The following is a 15,633-nucleotide window of genomic DNA, read 5'->3' as shown; positions in this document are numbered from 1 at the left end:
TATCCTTAAAAATTCACTTGTCTTAACGGCTGTGGATTGACAAATTTCTCGCCACGTTTTAGCTTATCAAACAGCTCGCTATCGCCCCACTCGGCTTTGACTTGTTCGCTAAATTCAAACATATCCAGCGACAATTTGCCCATACGGTCGTTTTCTATGTCTTCACGAAAACATTGGGCGTACCCTGTGGCGGTCTCGTGGACGATGACCGAATAGACAGACACGTCTGTCTCGCCATTTTGGGTCGTGGTGTTCTGCATGACTTTATCCGCCCAATAAAAAATCACACGACTAAACTGCTCGGCAGATGGCGACACAGGCAGACTTATCCAACGAGCTGAAAAATCCTTGCACGCACGGATATAATCGCCATCGTCCTTATCCCAAAAGGTAATGGCATGGTCAAAACTGTCAATCAAGTCCTTAATGTGCGACTTTAATAGCCCAAAATCATAGACCATTTGCCCGTTGTCAAGGGCGTGGGCTTCTAGGATAAGTTCCACCTGATAGCTATGCCCATGAATAGAGCGACTGCAACGGTCGGACGTGCAGTTGCGGACGATGTGGGCATTTTCAAATTTAAAGAGTTTACGGATACGCATTTTTGAATGTTGTGTGGTTAATTTTTTGTATTATATCATGAAATTTTGTTTTTGGACGGATACGCATTTTTAGCCCAAATAAATAAAGCCCCACACAATGTAGGGCTTTATTTGATGATGATTTATTTTTAACAGCTCATTCATTGACAAAAGCAATCTTGGTCAGCCCTGACCCGCTTGCTGTTGCCAGCACTTGCGCGACTGTGTCATATTTGCCTTCTTTGTCGGCACGCAGATGAACCTGTGGGTCTTTGCCTTTTGCCACCTCTTCGCCAAAACGAGCATTAAGCTCATCTAGGCTCAAAGCCGTTTTATCCCAATAAATTTGACCGTCCGCATCAATGCTAATCTGTATCACTTCTGGCGGTACGTCATTGACTTGTGCCGATGTTTTTGGCAAATCAAGCGGTACGGTCGGGTTTAGCACCGTTGCTGTTACCAAAAAGATAATCATAAGCACCAGCATGATGTCAATTAGGGGGATAAGGTTAATCTCATTCATGCCCCCATTGTCGTTGTCGCTCAGTTCAAACGCCATGATAACCCCCTAGCGTGCCACACGGGCAAGCAGTGCGTGAGCGGTATCATTGGCGTGATGAATGGCACGCTTATTGATACGTGTGATGATGTTAAAAAACACCACCGCAGGAATCGCCACCGCCAGACCCAGACCCGTCATAATCAAGGCTTCGCCCACCGGCCCTGCCACTTGGGCAAGTCCTGCCTGCCCGCTCTGACCGATAGAATGCAAGGCATGAAAAATCCCCCACACCGTCCCAAACAATCCAATAAACGGAGCAATGGCGGCGGTCGTGCCGAGTACCGATAAACCCTTTTCAAGCTCAAAACGGTAGCGAGCGATGTTCTGTAACAGACTCTGCTCAGTGATGATTTTGCGTTGATTAAAATCAAGCCCACCAAAATCTTTGCTGACGTTATCAATCTCGGCAGTGAGTTCATTGCTAATCACGCCTGCCATTTGGCGAGAGCTAAGCAGGCGAGTGATACCCACAAACCATGAAACCAATGACAAAGCAATCAAGATAAAAAATAATGTTTTACTGACAGCGTCAGTATATTGCCAATAATGCGCAAAATCCATAATCATTCCTTATAAAGAATCGGTTAAGTGAATGTTGTATTTAAAATTGTACTGTCGTAGAGAATGTCGCTGTTCCCGACATCGGCTGACCGCTTGATGATTTAAAGGGGTGCAATCTGGCTCGGCGAAGGGCTTGGGAGATTTGTCTATCCAAGCCTTTATCGCCTGTATTCACGCCAGAGACACTGGTAATCTTACCATTAGCATCAATGGTGAGCGTGGCAACAAAATTTGCCGAACCGCTTAATTTTTCGGACGTCAATCCATTCCAGTTAGGTTTGCTTTTCCAACTGGCATTGGAGATGGATAAATTTTGACCTTTTAGCTCACCACCGCCAGCACCACCGCTTTTTGTCGTGTCTTTATTGCCAGTTTTATTGTCGGTTTTGGTGTCTTTACCATCACCACCCCTGCCTTGACCTTGTTCGGCACGGGTCTTGGCATCAGCTTCTGCTTTTTGGCGTGCCAATTTTGCCTGTCTGTCTCGTTCGGCTTGTTGGCGTGCTAACTCGGCTTGTCTGTCTCGTTCGGCTTGACGCTCTCTTTCTTGTTGCTCACGTTCACGCTGTTCTCGCTCTCTTTGCTGTTGCAGTTCAAAGGCTTTTTGAGCTCGCTCCTGAGCGATGATGTCCACCTGTGGTTCTGTGACCTTGGGTGGCTCTTTGGGTTCGAGTTTAACAGGTTCTTGTTTAAGCTCAGGTTTTGGTGGTTTAGGTTTTGGTAACTCTTTTTGGGGTTCAAGTCTAGGCTCAGGCTTGGGAACTTTTGGTGGTGGCGGTGGACTTGCCTTGGGTGAGGCAGGTGCCGCCACAGACTGTGCAGGGATGGGCATTGGCTTAGGTTCGGGCTTGGCTAGTTCAGGCGACTCTTCGTTGTTAAGCTTAATCATCTGAATTTCAAGCGGCGGCGTGATTTTAGGTGGCTCAATATGAAGTATTTGCATGGTTGCCAAACCCACGCCTGCCACGCCATGCAAAATAATCGCCACAGCCGCCGCCAACACCTTGTATTTATTAGAATGCTCAAAGGTCATCATCACAAACCCACAAAAGAAAAACACTGTTTTTGGATTTAAACAGCATTCATCATAACAAAAAGTTATACAAAACGGATAAAAAGTAAGAAACGATAACAATTATCAACTGGTATATTATCTCAAATTTTGTACAAAATTGCAAGGGGTTAAGAATGATTATTTTTAAAATTTTCACATTTAAAACTTCTTGTCTGTATTATTTACATCTTGCTTTAGGGATAACACCACCACTTTCGACTGGCTTTTTGCCTTATAAGCGTCATAATCGGCATAGGGGTCGGTTTTCATGTCGTTTTCGTTTTGGTCAAGCACTTTGATTGAATAGTCTTGTAAGACAAACTTCACATACACCACCTGCACCCACACAATCGCCACTACCATAAGCGGTGTCGCCATGGCAATGCCAAGCACGCCTGTGAGCGTTCCCATGATGATTTGCGAGAGCAGTAGAGCCACAGGGGGCAGGTCGATGAGTCGTTGTTGCACCATTGGGGCGACCACATAGCTTTCTAACTGCTGAACCATGACAATCATAACAAGTGTCCACAGTAGCAAATCAGGTGAGACAATCAGCACAAGGAGCAGAATCGGCACCGCCGACAGCCACGGACCAATCACAGGCACAAAATCCAGCACAAAGGCAATCACGCCCATTGCCAACGCAAACGGAATGCCCATCAGCCACAAAGCTGCCCCTGTCGCCACACCCACAAACGCCATGACCACAAACTGTCCGATGAGCCATTGCTCTATCGCCCCATAACTGCGTTTTAGCAGGTATTCACCCTTGTCTCGATACGGCTTTGGCACAAGGGCAATGGCGCTTTTAGTGTACACGCTTGGCGATAATGCCAAAAACAGCCCTACCACCAAAATCACAAAAAACGTCCCCACACCGCTTAGCATACCCCCAAAAAATGCAGGCAGACCACCGACAATACTGTCTTGAAATTTTTCAAAAAACGCCTTAGGGTCTTGTTGGAATTCTACCGCCCATGCATTTTGGGTCAGCCATTCATAGATGGCAGGATAGCTTTTAAGGTAGTCTTTGATGGCATCAAAGGACTTGGGGGCAAGCTGTTTCATGTCGGCAAACTGAGCGACAAGCTCCGAGCCAAACATCGCCAAAAACCCTGCCACCACCGACAGCACCGCCACCGTTACCGCACCGACTTGCACGCCGTGGGGCAGTTTGGCAAAGTAGTCGCCCACTTTGGGAATTTGGCAGGTGAGCTGTGCCAAACTTAGCAAAAACACCGCCACCAAAATGGACGCAAATACCATAAGCCACACTTGAATGAGATAATAAAAACTCATCAAAAACAGGACAAGGGCGACAAAAAAGACAATGGCGGATTTATAAGATGTGGTCATGGCAAATTTAAAATAATGGATCTGGTTTGGCTAAAATGTAGCCTAAAATCGGCAGTTTGGCAAGCGGTTATTTTTATAATTAAAAGTTTTTAAATTTATAAAAATTATAAATAAAATTTTTCAAATATTATCCTTTAAAAAGTGCTAAAATAACCCTTTTAGCCAACCGCCAATTTAGGAAAAAATATGCCACAATACCGCTCAAAAACTTCCACACAAGGCCGCAACATGGCAGGGGCGAGAGCCTTATGGCGTGCCACAGGCATGACGGACGATGATTTTAATAAGCCTATCATTGCCATCGCCAACTCGTTTACCCAGTTTGTGCCGGGACACGTTCACCTAAAAGACTTAGGACAGCTTGTCGCTCGTGAGATTGAAAAAGCAGGGGGCGTTGCCAAAGAGTTTAACACCATTGCCGTAGATGACGGTATTGCCATGGGGCATGGCGGTATGTTGTACAGCTTGCCAAGCCGTGATTTGATTGCCGATAGCGTGGAATATATGGTAAACGCCCACTGTGCGGACGCTTTGGTGTGTATCTCCAACTGTGATAAAATCACCCCTGGCATGCTTATGGCTGCCTTACGCCTAAATATCCCTGTGGTCTTTGTCTCAGGTGGCCCTATGGAAGCTGGTAAAGTGCTGGCAAGCGAAGTGCATGACGGACACATGACCCATGAGACCATAACCAATGAGAGTGGTAAAAAGGTGCGTAAACTTGACCTAGTGGACGCCATGATTGACGCTGCCGATGACCTAATCAGCGATGAAGACGTGGCAAACGTGGAGCGTTCTGCTTGCCCAACTTGTGGCTCATGCTCTGGTATGTTTACCGCCAACTCCATGAACTGCTTAACCGAAGCACTAGGCTTGTCGCTACCTGCCAACGGCTCGCTACTTGCCACGCACGCCAAGCGTAAAGAGCTTTTCTTGGAAGCAGGTCGGCTGATTGTAGAGCTTGCCAAACGTTATTATGAACAAGATGATTATAGTGTTTTGCCAAGAAGTATCGCTACCAAAGACGCATTTTTGAACGCCATGAGCCTTGACATTGCCATGGGCGGTAGCACCAACACGATTTTGCACCTTTTGGCGGCGGCATTTGAGGCAGGCGTGGACTTTAAAATGGCGGACATTGACCGCCTGTCTCGTGCCGTGCCGTGCCTATCCAAAGTCGCCCCCGCCACGCAAAAATACCACATGGAAGACGTGCACCGTGCAGGGGGTGTGATGGGGATTTTGGCGGAGCTTGATAGAGCAGGGCTAATCCGCACGGGCGTGCCAACCGTGCATAGCCCAACCCTAGCGGACGCCCTTGCCAAATGGGACGTGATGAACCCCGACAACCAAACCGCCCGAGAGCTGTACATTGCCGCCCCTGCAGGCGTACGCACCACGCAGGCATTTAGCCAAAACAAAGTCTGGGGCAACCTTGATTTGAACCGTGAATCAGGCTGTATCCGCTCCAAAGAATTTGCGTACAGTCAAGACGGTGGGCTTGCCGTGTTGTTTGGCAACATTGCCGAACGAGGCTGTGTCGTCAAAACCGCAGGCGTGGACGAGAGCATTTTAAAATTTACAGGGCGAGCAAGGGTTTTTGAAAGTCAAGACAGTGCGGTGGAGGCGATTTTGGCGGACAAAATTGTCGCAGGCGACATCGTCATTATCCGCTATGAAGGCCCCAAAGGCGGGCCGGGTATGCAAGAAATGCTCTATCCCACGTCTTATCTAAAATCAAAAGGCTTGGGCAAGGCGTGTGCGTTGCTTACGGACGGACGATTTAGCGGTGGTACATCGGGGCTGTCTATCGGACACGCAAGCCCAGAGGCGGCAGAAGGCGGTGCGATTGGGTTGGTGGAAGAATTTGACACCATTGTCATTGACATTCCAAACCGCTTCATTCATCTTGATGTTACGGACGATGAGCTTGCTAAACGCCGTACCGCCATGAATGAGCGTGGCAAACAAGCGTGGAAACCTGTAAACCGTGAACGCTATGTCTCCCAAGCCCTGAGAGCCTATGCCGCCATGGCGACAAGTGCCGATACAGGGGCGGTGAGAGATGTGAGTCAAGTGGAATAAAGGTTGTAAATTTAACAAAAGCCAATCTTGAATTAAGATTGGCTTTTGTTATTTTGATTTTCAAGAAACTGTATCATCTTATCCAGTCTTTGAATGTGTTGTTTTTTTTCGGCAATTCTTTGGTCTTTTTCAGCAAGTAAGATATCTTTTTGTTCAATAATGGCTTTTAATCTTTCTATTTCTTTGACAAGTGTACTATCATTTGAACTGTATAGATGAATATTATTGCTATTGCTATTATCTCCAATGGTGGTGTCATTATCACAGACGATAACCAATTCCTTGTCTGGCAATAACTTGGTAATATCAACATTAAAAACTTGGGCGATTTGCTCTAATCTGTCCAAATATAATTTTGTTTCACCCCGTTCAATTTTGGCATAGCCATTTGCTGTTAAATTAAGTTTTTCTGCCATTTGTTCTTGCGACCAGTCTAAATTTTCACGCCGTTCACGAATTTTTTCGGTTGTTTTCATCATTTTACCTACAAATTGGAGTGTAATGCACACAAATCGGTTAGCTTTTAACCGATTTGTGTGTTGTTCTAAAAACAAAATAAGCTATAATTGTCGTTATTATAGCACACGGCAATAAATTTTGGTAAAAAATATGAGCTAAAAATTAGGTAGTTTTAAATGCATCAAAAATCATCCCTTATCACCTTTTTTGCCTTACTGCTGTCAGCCTGTGATGATGAGTATAAAAAAGGTTACTCTGATGGCAAGTCAGACGGCTACAAAGAGGGCAAAGAGGTTGGCTATAAAGAAGGTCATCAAGTTGGCTATGAGGAGGGAAAAGCTGACGGCTATAAAGAAGGTCATCAGGTTGGCTACACAGAAGGACACGATGATGGCTACTGGGAAGGCACGCAGTTTTTAGTTCAAGATAACGCATTGCCAACAGCAGGGTTGGGAATTTTAATTGTTTTATGTTTGATTATGGTTGTAGTGTGGTATAAGGTATTCTTTCTCTTTTTTAAAGAAAAACTGGCAAAAAGAAAAATAGTGAAACAAATAAAACAACTTGAAAAGTCCAAGCTATTTGAGACTCAAATAGCAATAGAGTTGCAGAAAAAACAAATCCAAGAAGAGATTGCAAATTTTGTTGGCATTACAAAATCAGAAGAATTTATCAGAAGAATTTTTTTAGATAGTTTGGCTGAGACGGATGAAATTGATAGTTATAAAGATTTTTATGTCAACATTATTACCAAGATTGCAGACTCAAACGAACTGTCTAATGAGTTTAAATTAAAATTATATTCTAAGGTTTTAGAGATTGCCAAACGGCAAAGTTTTCAAAAAGATGATGAAAATAATGAAAGTTCCAATCAAGAGAGCGGTTTGTGAATGGTTTGGTTATTTTCTTTTAATACACACTAATTTTCTAACTTAGGAGATTTAATATGAGCAATACTGTTGATGGTGAAGGCACTGTTGTAAATTTAGAGCACAATCCAATTGCAATGCCTTATTCAACAAATCGGGGTACAATCGAGGTATTGACTGGCAAAGATAAAGTGGTTGATGACATTGGCAGACAAGGTCAAGTAAGGGCACTTGTTATAGAAGGCAATAAAACGCTTGCGAAGCTTGCAATGGATGCAAATAATGAAATTGCCAAACATCAAACCAAGACCGCATCTGATACTGAAACTTTCACTAGAAAGGAGGAACGCAGAGCAAAGGAAAAGCTTGAAGATGATGACGATGAACTTTGGGATGATTATGCTAAACGAAGAGACAAAATACTGAATAATACAAAGTTGGAACCAGAGGTCAAAGAAAGGAGGCTAAAAAGATTAAAGGCAAGCTATACGGATTTATCAGACACATTTCAAGAGCGTTTTGAAAACAATGTAATGAAATCAAGATAGTATGAAAAATATTATTATATTTGTTTTAATTGCCACTCTTGCAATAACTGGGTATCTGTTTGGATACCCAGCTTATCAGCTTAAGCAAACAGAAAATAGTGTAAGAAATACTCTAAAAAACATCAATATTAATCATATTATTAATGCCAATAAAGATAATAGTGATTTTACTGATGATTTTATCAATTTTTTTAAAGACAATTTAATACGTATTGAGAGTAAGAACCTGTATCCAAGCTTGCAACTAAATATCATTTTAAATGATACTGAATTGTTAAATAAAATCAAGCCGTTACATGAAGTATTGCCCTTTATTGTCAAAAATACCAAAGAATTACAAAAAGAGTATTTGTGTCAAAAAATGATTGATGCCTTTAAAAACGAACCAAATACCACAAAACAAGCCCTTATTAATGTCCTGCATAAAGACAACGTACAATTTGAAATTACACTTGTTAAAGCGGACGGTTTAGTTATTAACCAATACAGCCAAAAAGCAACTGACTGCTTAGGTTTGTGGGCAACCAGTTCTATTTAGAGCAAGCTATTATCTGTGTGAGTATCGGCTAAATTGTGATAGAATAAAGGGGTAAGTAGTCGCTCCTTTATTTTTTTGGAGAATAAAATGCCAAGATTTGACAACGAAAATGAATTGTTAGAAAAATTGCGTGATGATAGTAAAAATCAAAAAATTTTAAGTGAATTTGTCAATGGTAAATTGGAAAAAGCTTGTTATGAAATTGTCAATGGTATGGTAATTTTAACGCCTTATTATGGTTTGTATTTTGCTTTATTGGTTTCAAATTTGTTAATTTTTCGTCCAAGTGTCGCAAATGATGAAAAATTACTTTTTTAATAAATTTTGATGTAAAAATTAACGATAATAATTATTATAGCCCAAAAGCAATGGTATTTGATAAAACCGATGTAAAAGGTGATGATATTTTTGCAACAAAACCTGTTATTATGTTTGAAATTTTAACCCATAAAAACAAACATTTATTAAATGCCAAATTTGAACATTATCAAAAAATTGATACTTTACAAGAATATGTGTTGGTTGATTTAAACAACCCACAAATTTTGGTTTATCGTAAAGACAATCATTGGCAAAAAGAGCTTTTATCTTTTGATGATAAACTGTATTTAAAAAGCGTGGATTATACGGTAAAAGTGGCGGATATTTATGAAAATATTGAATTTTGATTGTTAAAAAATGCAAAAAATCACTCACTTTTTATCACGCCTATTTAAATCCTTTGCCAAACTTTGCCTATTTTTTATCTTGGCAGGGGCTATTTCTTACGGTATTGGCGAATTACAAAAAGAGCATTACGCCCCCACCGATACACCAAATGCCAAATTTCGGATAAATGGACAACGCTTACAAGACATTAAAGACAACCCCACAAAATTACAAACCGAGCCGACACCGATAGAAAACTGTATGGACAGTTGCCTAAAAATTTTAGAAAATGGCAATTATTTGTATATCAACGAAGGGGCATTGCAAACCACTTATTCAGAATATCAAATTGATGGCGATATTGTTATTCCTGTGTCATTTGAACGGCAGAATTTTGGACATTTTGTCATTGCAATGTTTTTGGCATTTTTAATGCTATCATTTTTAAAATACCTACACGCCATTTATAAAATCAGAAAAGATAAAAATTCTTTAATCGCTTATCATAAAAAATTAGGCAAAGAATTGCTTATTTTTATGGGAATTGTTGGGATTGGGTGGGGGTTGATATTAACAAGATAAAAATCACGCCACCCAAGCCCAGCCATTTTTAATATCAAAACCCATTCTTTAACTCACGAAGTGCGGTAAATATGGATAATTCATCATCACTGGTTAAGGGATAATGCTTTTTGATATTTGCCACCATGTCTTTATCATCGGTTTGCAAAAACACATTAATCGATTTTTCGACTTTTAAGGTGGTGGGTAGAGATGGTATTTGATTTGCCAGTTTATCTTTTACTTGATGTTGATGATGAATGATTTTCTCTTTATATTTATCCGCACAAACCGACAGGGCAAATGTCAAATTGGACAGCGTGTATTCGTGTGTGGGATAAAATAAAGTCTCCTCAGGCAAACCCCCAAACCGCTCCATGCTATCAAACAACTCCCCAATCGTCCCCGTAAACACCCGTCCACAACCGCCACTAAATAGCGTATCGCCACAAAACACATGGGTTATATTAGCCATATCACACAGATAGGACAAATGCGTGTCGGTATGCCCTGCCGTTTTCCATACTTTAAACGTCAAGCCGAGCAGTTCAAATTCACTACCTTCATCGCACGCCACATCAGGGGTCATGCCAATGGCGTTAAGGTGCGACTTATGGGCGTAAATCTTGGCGTTGGGATAAGCGGATTTGGCACTTGCCACACCGCCAATATGGTCATCGTGATGATGCGTGATTAAAATGGCAGATAGGGTAAGATTGTGCTCATGTAGATAATCAAGCACAGGCTTATCATCGCCAATATCCACAGCAACGGCGTTATTGTCCTTCACGAGAAGCCAAACATAATTGTCATTTAAAATGGGAATGGGGGTAATGTGCATGAGTTTTTCCAAAATATAAAAAACCGACTGGTCGGTTGTAAAAATAAGGACGAACCAAATCCGCCCTTATGTTAACCTAATAAACCTGATATTTGCCATAGGTTTTGTAGGGGCGTGTTGCACACGACCTTTGATAGAGCTAGGCGTGCTCAGCACAGCCCTACGTCCATATATCATGAATTTGTGATTTGGGGTTGGTCTATGGATTGGTACAAATCAAGCGTACGTTTTTTCAAAATCTTTCATAAAGTCCGCCAACGCCTGTACCTGCTCATAGGTTACGGCATTATAAATGCTCGCTCGCATACCGCCAACCACACGATGACCTTTTAGGTTTAACAGCCCTGCATTTTTAGACTTTTCCAAAAAGACTTTATCAAGCTCGCTGTCGGCAAGCGTAAACGGCACATTCATGATAGAGCGGTGGCGTGGATTGACGGCATTATCATAAAAGCTAGAATTATCAATGACTTGATATAGTAGTTCGGCTTTGGCTTGGTTGGTCTTGGCAATGCCTTCCACTCCGCCATTTGCCAATAGCCATTCAAATACCAATCCCGACAAATACCATGCAAACGTGGACGGGGTGTTGAGCATACTGTCGCTATCTGCTTGATTTTTATAATTTAAAATACTAGGACACCACGCACCTGCCCGCTCCATTAGGTCTTTACGGACGATGATAAGGGTCAAGCCAGCAGGCCCAATATTTTTTTGAGCCCCTGCGTAAATCAGCCCAAAATCATTCACGTTAATCGGCTCGGATAAGATACAAGACGACATATCCGCCACAATGGGGGCGTTTACTTTGGGTGTATCAAAAATCTGCACGCCGTGAATGGTCTCGTTGGGGCAATAATGAAAATAAGACGCACCGTCTGTTAGCTCCCAAGTCTCAGGCGTGGGTACGTCTTTACCATCCCCTTGTGCGACTAGGTTAATCTTGCCTAAGCCTAGCGTTTCATAGCGTTTGGCTTCTTTATAGGCTTTTTGGGACCATGTGCCAGTATTTAGATAATCCGCCGTGCCGCCGTTTAGCAGGTTAAAGGGAATGGCGGAAAACTGCAATGACGCACCGCCTTGCAAAAACAGCACGGCATAGTCGTCCGAGATGCCCATGAGCGTGCGTAAATCCTGCTCGGCTTTGGTAGCAATCTCAATATAATCGGCACTGCGGTGACTAATCTCCATGACGGAGGTGCCCTTGCCACGCCAGTCTAACAGCTCAGCTTGGGCTTTTTGTAGGACTTCGGTAGGCATGGTGGCAGGGCCAGCACAAAAATTGGCAAGACGGTTCATAGTTATCCTTTAAAGGTGGGGAATGATAGGGTGTATTGAACTTTGGTAAATACTCAAAATGCCCTAGCATTGTAGCAAATTTTTGGCAAAATTTTAACAGTCATCGGCATATTTAACCATAACTTAACCCACCACCGTTTGCCAAAACTGCTTTTTTAGGGCAGGACTCGTCATCATTTGGCGGATACTCGGCAGGGTTTGGGTGGTCTGAGCAATGACACCTGCGGGCGTATCTGTCAAAAATGCCACTTGCACAGCTTGATGATGACCAGATGACACACAAAGCCCAATGACAAAGCCGTCAAAGGTATATTGGGCGGGGTTTAGCCCTATATCCGAGCGAAATTCATTTTTGACCAATGGATAACCAATCTCACGATAAAAGGCGGTAATGGGCCGATGATTAGCTTGATTGCTTAGGGCATTTTTGAGCGACTGCCACAGCGACTGCTCATCACGGCTCATCAGTAGCATATCCACAATCAGCACCCACTGCCCGAACCGCACGCCTTGCAGGGCAAAGCGAATGTCAAGATGGGCAGGCGGAGCAAAGGGTTGGGCTTGGGCAAGGTTGGTTATGGGGTTTGGTTGGACTGGAGACTGGGCTTGCTCGCCTGTTACAATGCTTCCCAATACTCTTTGTGATTCGGGCGTGGCTGGTGTTAACTCGGCAGATGGCGGATTATCAGCTGATAAACTGGCAGGATCAAGCAACGCTCTGACATCCACAGCAGATGAGATTTGCGATTTATCGGGTGTTGGTGTGGTATTTGGTGCAGTAATTGGCTTGGCATGTTGCTTGGCGGGCAACTCATCAGGTAACAAATGAGTCAAGCGTGGATTGGGTTGCAGGCGGTCATACGCGGGCGGTAGGGTTATAATCCCTGCCCTATTCTGCCCTGTTGTCTCGTGTTTTTTTGCCCACAAAGATATGCCCGCCAATGCTAAGATATGGCGACTTTGGGCAATCTTTGGCGGACAGTCGGACAGGGTGTTCATGTTATATGAGGCGTTTTATCAATATTATTTTACAAATAACTTAATAGACTTCTTTCCAAACCCCGATTTTTATAGATTTTTACAAACTTCAAACCCAGTGTTTATAAGGGTTTATTTTTAGTTTGGAAAGAGATTTAATATACATCACAGACTTGCAAGGGCTGGTTCTGCATGCTCTTTTGATGACTTTGTTGATAAGGCGTGCTCAGCAACCCCTACACCCAAATATCATTGTGTTTGTAGTAATTTTAAAGTTTTGTGGCTATTATTGAAAATCAATACAAAACAAATTCATCATCAGGACACCAATATTGATGTAAGGTTAGTAATATTTCATAATCACGCTCACAAAATATCCCATCGCCCAATAAAGCGGTATGTAGTGTATCAATATATCGCTTAGCCGTCAATGTATTTTTCTGCTGATATTTTAACAGCCATAACGCCATATCCATCACACTAAATGCACTCATGACTTGCATTAATTTTTTCATGTCTGTCTCATCAATCACAATCTCATGATTGATAAGCCGAATCAACCGTTGTATGCTTGCACGGCATTTTATGTCATCGCCATCATCATAATGAGCCATAACCATATATATCATTACTGTTATCATTATCCAATCATTCATGTCCATGTCATATTTATGATACATGAATGTCAGTTTTTGTAACAATGGCTTATCAGCAATATCCATATCATCGGCAAATATCGCCAATAAACGATATAAATGCATGCTCTGCCATAATAGACTCAAATCATCATGATGATTGTCTTGATGATGTAACCCATTGATAAAATCCAACAGATGATGAACGTCATTTTTTAATAAAGCCCGTTTATCATCATGTTCCAAATCCTTGATAATACGCTGATAAATCAGCATTAATAAACCATTATCAATGCGTCTATCCATCTCTGCCACAGTTTTTAATAAAGACTTATCTATTTTTATGGTATCACTATTATCTGATTTTATATAAAAAATATTTGCTAAATTAAGCGAGTCGCATAAATAAAATCCATCATTATCATGGCAAAAGACAATCGCATAAAACAGCGAAAATAATTTACTCATGGGGCGATGTAGGTCATCATTACGTAAATAACGAGCGATGATAAGGGGCAATGTCATGCTTTTGACATGAGTCATATTAACATGATGAATATTTTTTAATTCATAATCGGCTCTGGCTTGTTTGGGGTACATCATCTCACCTTGGGCTTGCCATGATTTATCCACAACCAGCCTGCCATTAACCACTTTATCTTGTGATATTTCAATGTCATTTTTATAAATGGCGATATCAATCACTTTTTGATTATCACCAGAATTCACAAATAAATGAGCATCTTTATCTTTACCCATATCTTTATTATCACATAATACAAACTCCACGGTTTTATAATCACTCACGCCTGATTTTTTATGCCAATCAATAAACATCATCTTATCATGGGTTTGTTGTAATACATCCACATCCAAGTCATCAATCACCATCTTGGCAAAGTCATCATAATAATGTTCATCCAACGCCAGTATTCGCTCATGATTGCTCGGGTGCGTGCTACCCGTATGCCCCATTCGCTCCCGCCAGTTGATAGACATCTGGGTATCTTGGGGATTTAGAAAGAAAAAATAACTCAAATGCGTGGTATAGCGTTTTTGAGCATGTGCCAAATACGGCGTTCGTTGCAGGGTTTGTAATAATTTTGCCACGCCATCGCTACGGGTTAATTGCACCGATGTTGCATCCGCCAAAAACTCACGCTGACGATTAAAATGCTGTTTTATCCATTCGCTACTTGCCATGCCTAAAAAGCCCAATAAGCGAATTACCAAAGAAATAAACTCTATGGACAATCGCCCCGTACCCATCACAATCACATATTCTTGGCGTTCACCTTTATCATCTTGGTATTGATAGCGTTTGGCTTTGGGTTTTTGTCGCCATTTGGACAGCCATTCTAAGCCATCGGCAACATCATAAAGCCATGACAGACCTGACATTAAGACATACATTTGCACATTTAATTTGGCATCGCCATGTAAAATATGCCCATATTCATGCCCAATAAGCCCATAAAGACTTTCATTATCTAATTCTAACGCCCCTTTACTGACAACGAGCATCATATTTGCTTGATTAACCCCTGCCACAAAGGCATTCACCCCCGTCTCATCCATGACGTATAATTTAGGCAAAGTAATGTTTGAGGCAATCGCTAACTGCTCGGCAAATTCATAATACCGCCGATATTTTGGTTTAAAGTCTTTGATGTCTTTGGCATAAATCACCTGCTGTCTTTTTTTCTTTTTATTATCTTCATCATCATTAAAATGATTAATAGGCAAATCCACGCCTGACATATTAATAAATAAGCGTGTGACATCAATGTCTTTTAACAAAAAGTCATTATCATGGCTGATTTTGTTATAATGATACAAAACACTCATGATAAAATAACTGGGCACAAGAATCAGCACCCAAAACCATGCAAAACCACCCAAATCACCAAAAATAACATACCATATTATCATAAAAAATAATAAGGCAAGCAATACATGAACCATCATCGCCATGACAAATAACGCATATAACACCATGCTGTTTCTTTTGTAATGGCGTTGTAATTCAAAAAAGTTTTGATAAATTCGCTGTGGCAT

At 41.8% G+C, this 15,633-nt stretch carries 17 protein-coding genes; 7 read left to right on the top strand and 10 right to left on the bottom strand.

From position 1 onward, the window contains the following. Positions 1–5: 5 nt before the first annotated feature. The 5 genes from LP107_RS05935 to LP107_RS05915 form a co-directional block, all read right to left on the bottom strand. A complete protein-coding gene (locus LP107_RS05935) occupies positions 6–602 on the bottom strand; it encodes a 6-pyruvoyl trahydropterin synthase family protein (protein ID WP_078273770.1) in 597 nt (198 codons plus the stop codon). A 136-nt stretch (positions 603–738) separates the two neighbouring features. After that, positions 739–1,140 carry an ExbD/TolR family protein gene (locus tag LP107_RS05930; protein ID WP_112742341.1) on the bottom strand — a complete coding sequence of 134 codons (402 nt, stop codon included), beginning with the start codon at positions 1,138–1,140 and terminating at the stop codon, positions 739–741. 9 nt (positions 1,141–1,149) lie between these two features. Continuing rightward, complete coding sequence (locus LP107_RS05925; protein WP_078273772.1) at positions 1,150–1,704, bottom strand: MotA/TolQ/ExbB proton channel family protein; 555 nt, start codon at positions 1,702–1,704, stop codon at positions 1,150–1,152. A 40-nt stretch (positions 1,705–1,744) separates the two neighbouring features. Continuing rightward, positions 1,745–2,740 carry an energy transducer TonB gene (locus LP107_RS05920; RefSeq protein ID WP_264675881.1) on the bottom strand — a complete coding sequence of 332 codons (996 nt, stop codon included), beginning with the start codon at positions 2,738–2,740 and terminating at the stop codon, positions 1,745–1,747. 177 nt (positions 2,741–2,917) lie between these two features. After that, positions 2,918–4,114: an AI-2E family transporter gene (locus LP107_RS05915; protein ID WP_143821662.1), complete on the bottom strand. Its 1,197-nt coding sequence runs from the start codon at positions 4,112–4,114 to the stop codon at positions 2,918–2,920. Between the two features lie 186 nt (positions 4,115–4,300). On the opposite strand from LP107_RS05915, the gene ilvD reads away from it, so the two are divergent. After that, positions 4,301–6,199 (top strand): dihydroxy-acid dehydratase, encoded by a 1,899-nt coding sequence (gene ilvD / locus LP107_RS05910; protein ID WP_264675882.1) that lies wholly within the window; start codon positions 4,301–4,303, stop codon positions 6,197–6,199. 32 nt (positions 6,200–6,231) lie between these two features. On the opposite strand, the gene LP107_RS05905 is transcribed toward ilvD, so the two are convergent. Then, positions 6,232–6,675: a helix-turn-helix domain-containing protein gene (locus LP107_RS05905; RefSeq protein WP_112742345.1), complete on the bottom strand. Its 444-nt coding sequence runs from the start codon at positions 6,673–6,675 to the stop codon at positions 6,232–6,234. A 159-nt stretch (positions 6,676–6,834) separates the two neighbouring features. Here LP107_RS05905 and LP107_RS05900 point away from each other — a divergent pair, with 159 nt between their 5' ends. From LP107_RS05900 to LP107_RS05875, 6 genes are all read left to right on the top strand, one after another. After that, a complete protein-coding gene (locus tag LP107_RS05900; protein ID WP_112742346.1) occupies positions 6,835–7,548 on the top strand; it encodes a hypothetical protein in 714 nt (237 codons plus the stop codon). Positions 7,549–7,604: 56 nt separating this feature from the next. Then, entirely contained in the window at positions 7,605–8,075 is a 471-nt protein-coding gene (locus LP107_RS05895; protein ID WP_112742347.1) for a hypothetical protein, read from the top strand. A gap of 1 nt (position 8,076) precedes the next feature. Continuing rightward, positions 8,077–8,613 (top strand): hypothetical protein, encoded by a 537-nt coding sequence (locus LP107_RS05890; RefSeq protein ID WP_112742348.1) that lies wholly within the window; start codon positions 8,077–8,079, stop codon positions 8,611–8,613. A gap of 87 nt (positions 8,614–8,700) precedes the next feature. Then, positions 8,701–8,931, top strand: coding sequence for a hypothetical protein (locus tag LP107_RS05885; RefSeq protein ID WP_112742349.1), 231 nt, complete (start codon positions 8,701–8,703; stop codon positions 8,929–8,931). Between the two features lie 50 nt (positions 8,932–8,981). Then, the gene (locus LP107_RS05880) at positions 8,982–9,281 is read left to right on the top strand and encodes a Uma2 family endonuclease (protein WP_245952342.1); all 300 of its coding nucleotides are present in this window, start codon (positions 8,982–8,984) and stop codon (positions 9,279–9,281) included. A gap of 10 nt (positions 9,282–9,291) precedes the next feature. Continuing rightward, positions 9,292–9,843: a hypothetical protein gene (locus LP107_RS05875; RefSeq protein WP_112742351.1), complete on the top strand. Its 552-nt coding sequence runs from the start codon at positions 9,292–9,294 to the stop codon at positions 9,841–9,843. A 34-nt stretch (positions 9,844–9,877) separates the two neighbouring features. Here the strand turns inward: LP107_RS05875 and gloB are convergent, their stop codons facing one another. The 4 genes from gloB to LP107_RS05855 all read right to left on the bottom strand — a co-directional run bounded on the left by gloB (position 9,878) and on the right by LP107_RS05855 (position 15,633). Next, complete coding sequence (gene gloB / locus LP107_RS05870; RefSeq protein WP_112742352.1) at positions 9,878–10,663, bottom strand: hydroxyacylglutathione hydrolase; 786 nt, start codon at positions 10,661–10,663, stop codon at positions 9,878–9,880. Between the two features lie 216 nt (positions 10,664–10,879). Further along, complete coding sequence (gene serC / locus LP107_RS05865) at positions 10,880–11,962, bottom strand: 3-phosphoserine/phosphohydroxythreonine transaminase (RefSeq protein WP_112742353.1); 1,083 nt, start codon at positions 11,960–11,962, stop codon at positions 10,880–10,882. Positions 11,963–12,085: 123 nt separating this feature from the next. Beyond that, positions 12,086–12,961, bottom strand: a complete 876-nt coding sequence (locus LP107_RS05860; RefSeq protein WP_078273780.1) for a hypothetical protein — start codon at positions 12,959–12,961, stop codon at positions 12,086–12,088. A gap of 275 nt (positions 12,962–13,236) precedes the next feature. Next, positions 13,237–15,633 (bottom strand): M48 family metalloprotease, encoded by a 2,397-nt coding sequence (locus tag LP107_RS05855; RefSeq protein WP_078273781.1) that lies wholly within the window; start codon positions 15,631–15,633, stop codon positions 13,237–13,239.

The sequence above is a fragment of the Moraxella bovis genome, assembly GCF_025985205.1.
GTDB classification, from domain to species: Bacteria; Pseudomonadota; Gammaproteobacteria; order Pseudomonadales; family Moraxellaceae; genus Moraxella; species Moraxella bovis.
Note: the sequence above shows the minus strand (reverse complement) of the source record. Positions and strands in the feature narration are given on the sequence as shown.

What these genes read in the sequence shown, in the direction of transcription:
- LP107_RS05935 (WP_078273770.1), bottom strand. Translation starts at nt 602, where the DNA reads ATGCGTATCCGTAAACTCTTTAAATTTGAAAATGCCCACATCGTCCGC.
- LP107_RS05930 (WP_112742341.1), bottom strand. Translation starts at nt 1,140, where the DNA reads ATGGCGTTTGAACTGAGCGACAACGACAATGGGGGCATGAATGAGATT.
- LP107_RS05925 (WP_078273772.1), bottom strand. Translation starts at nt 1,704, where the DNA reads ATGGATTTTGCGCATTATTGGCAATATACTGACGCTGTCAGTAAAACA.
- LP107_RS05920 (WP_264675881.1), bottom strand. Translation starts at nt 2,740, where the DNA reads ATGATGACCTTTGAGCATTCTAATAAATACAAGGTGTTGGCGGCGGCT.
- LP107_RS05915 (WP_143821662.1), bottom strand. Translation starts at nt 4,114, where the DNA reads ATGACCACATCTTATAAATCCGCCATTGTCTTTTTTGTCGCCCTTGTC.
- ilvD (WP_264675882.1), top strand. Translation starts at nt 4,301, where the DNA reads ATGCCACAATACCGCTCAAAAACTTCCACACAAGGCCGCAACATGGCA.
- LP107_RS05905 (WP_112742345.1), bottom strand. Translation starts at nt 6,675, where the DNA reads ATGAAAACAACCGAAAAAATTCGTGAACGGCGTGAAAATTTAGACTGG.
- LP107_RS05900 (WP_112742346.1), top strand. Translation starts at nt 6,835, where the DNA reads ATGCATCAAAAATCATCCCTTATCACCTTTTTTGCCTTACTGCTGTCA.
- LP107_RS05895 (WP_112742347.1), top strand. Translation starts at nt 7,605, where the DNA reads ATGAGCAATACTGTTGATGGTGAAGGCACTGTTGTAAATTTAGAGCAC.
- LP107_RS05890 (WP_112742348.1), top strand. Translation starts at nt 8,077, where the DNA reads ATGAAAAATATTATTATATTTGTTTTAATTGCCACTCTTGCAATAACT.
- LP107_RS05885 (WP_112742349.1), top strand. Translation starts at nt 8,701, where the DNA reads ATGCCAAGATTTGACAACGAAAATGAATTGTTAGAAAAATTGCGTGAT.
- LP107_RS05880 (WP_245952342.1), top strand. Translation starts at nt 8,982, where the DNA reads ATGGTATTTGATAAAACCGATGTAAAAGGTGATGATATTTTTGCAACA.
- LP107_RS05875 (WP_112742351.1), top strand. Translation starts at nt 9,292, where the DNA reads ATGCAAAAAATCACTCACTTTTTATCACGCCTATTTAAATCCTTTGCC.
- gloB (WP_112742352.1), bottom strand. Translation starts at nt 10,663, where the DNA reads ATGCACATTACCCCCATTCCCATTTTAAATGACAATTATGTTTGGCTT.
- serC (WP_112742353.1), bottom strand. Translation starts at nt 11,962, where the DNA reads ATGAACCGTCTTGCCAATTTTTGTGCTGGCCCTGCCACCATGCCTACC.
- LP107_RS05860 (WP_078273780.1), bottom strand. Translation starts at nt 12,961, where the DNA reads ATGAACACCCTGTCCGACTGTCCGCCAAAGATTGCCCAAAGTCGCCAT.
- LP107_RS05855 (WP_078273781.1), bottom strand. Translation starts at nt 15,633, where the DNA reads ATGCCACAGCGAATTTATCAAAACTTTTTTGAATTACAACGCCATTAC.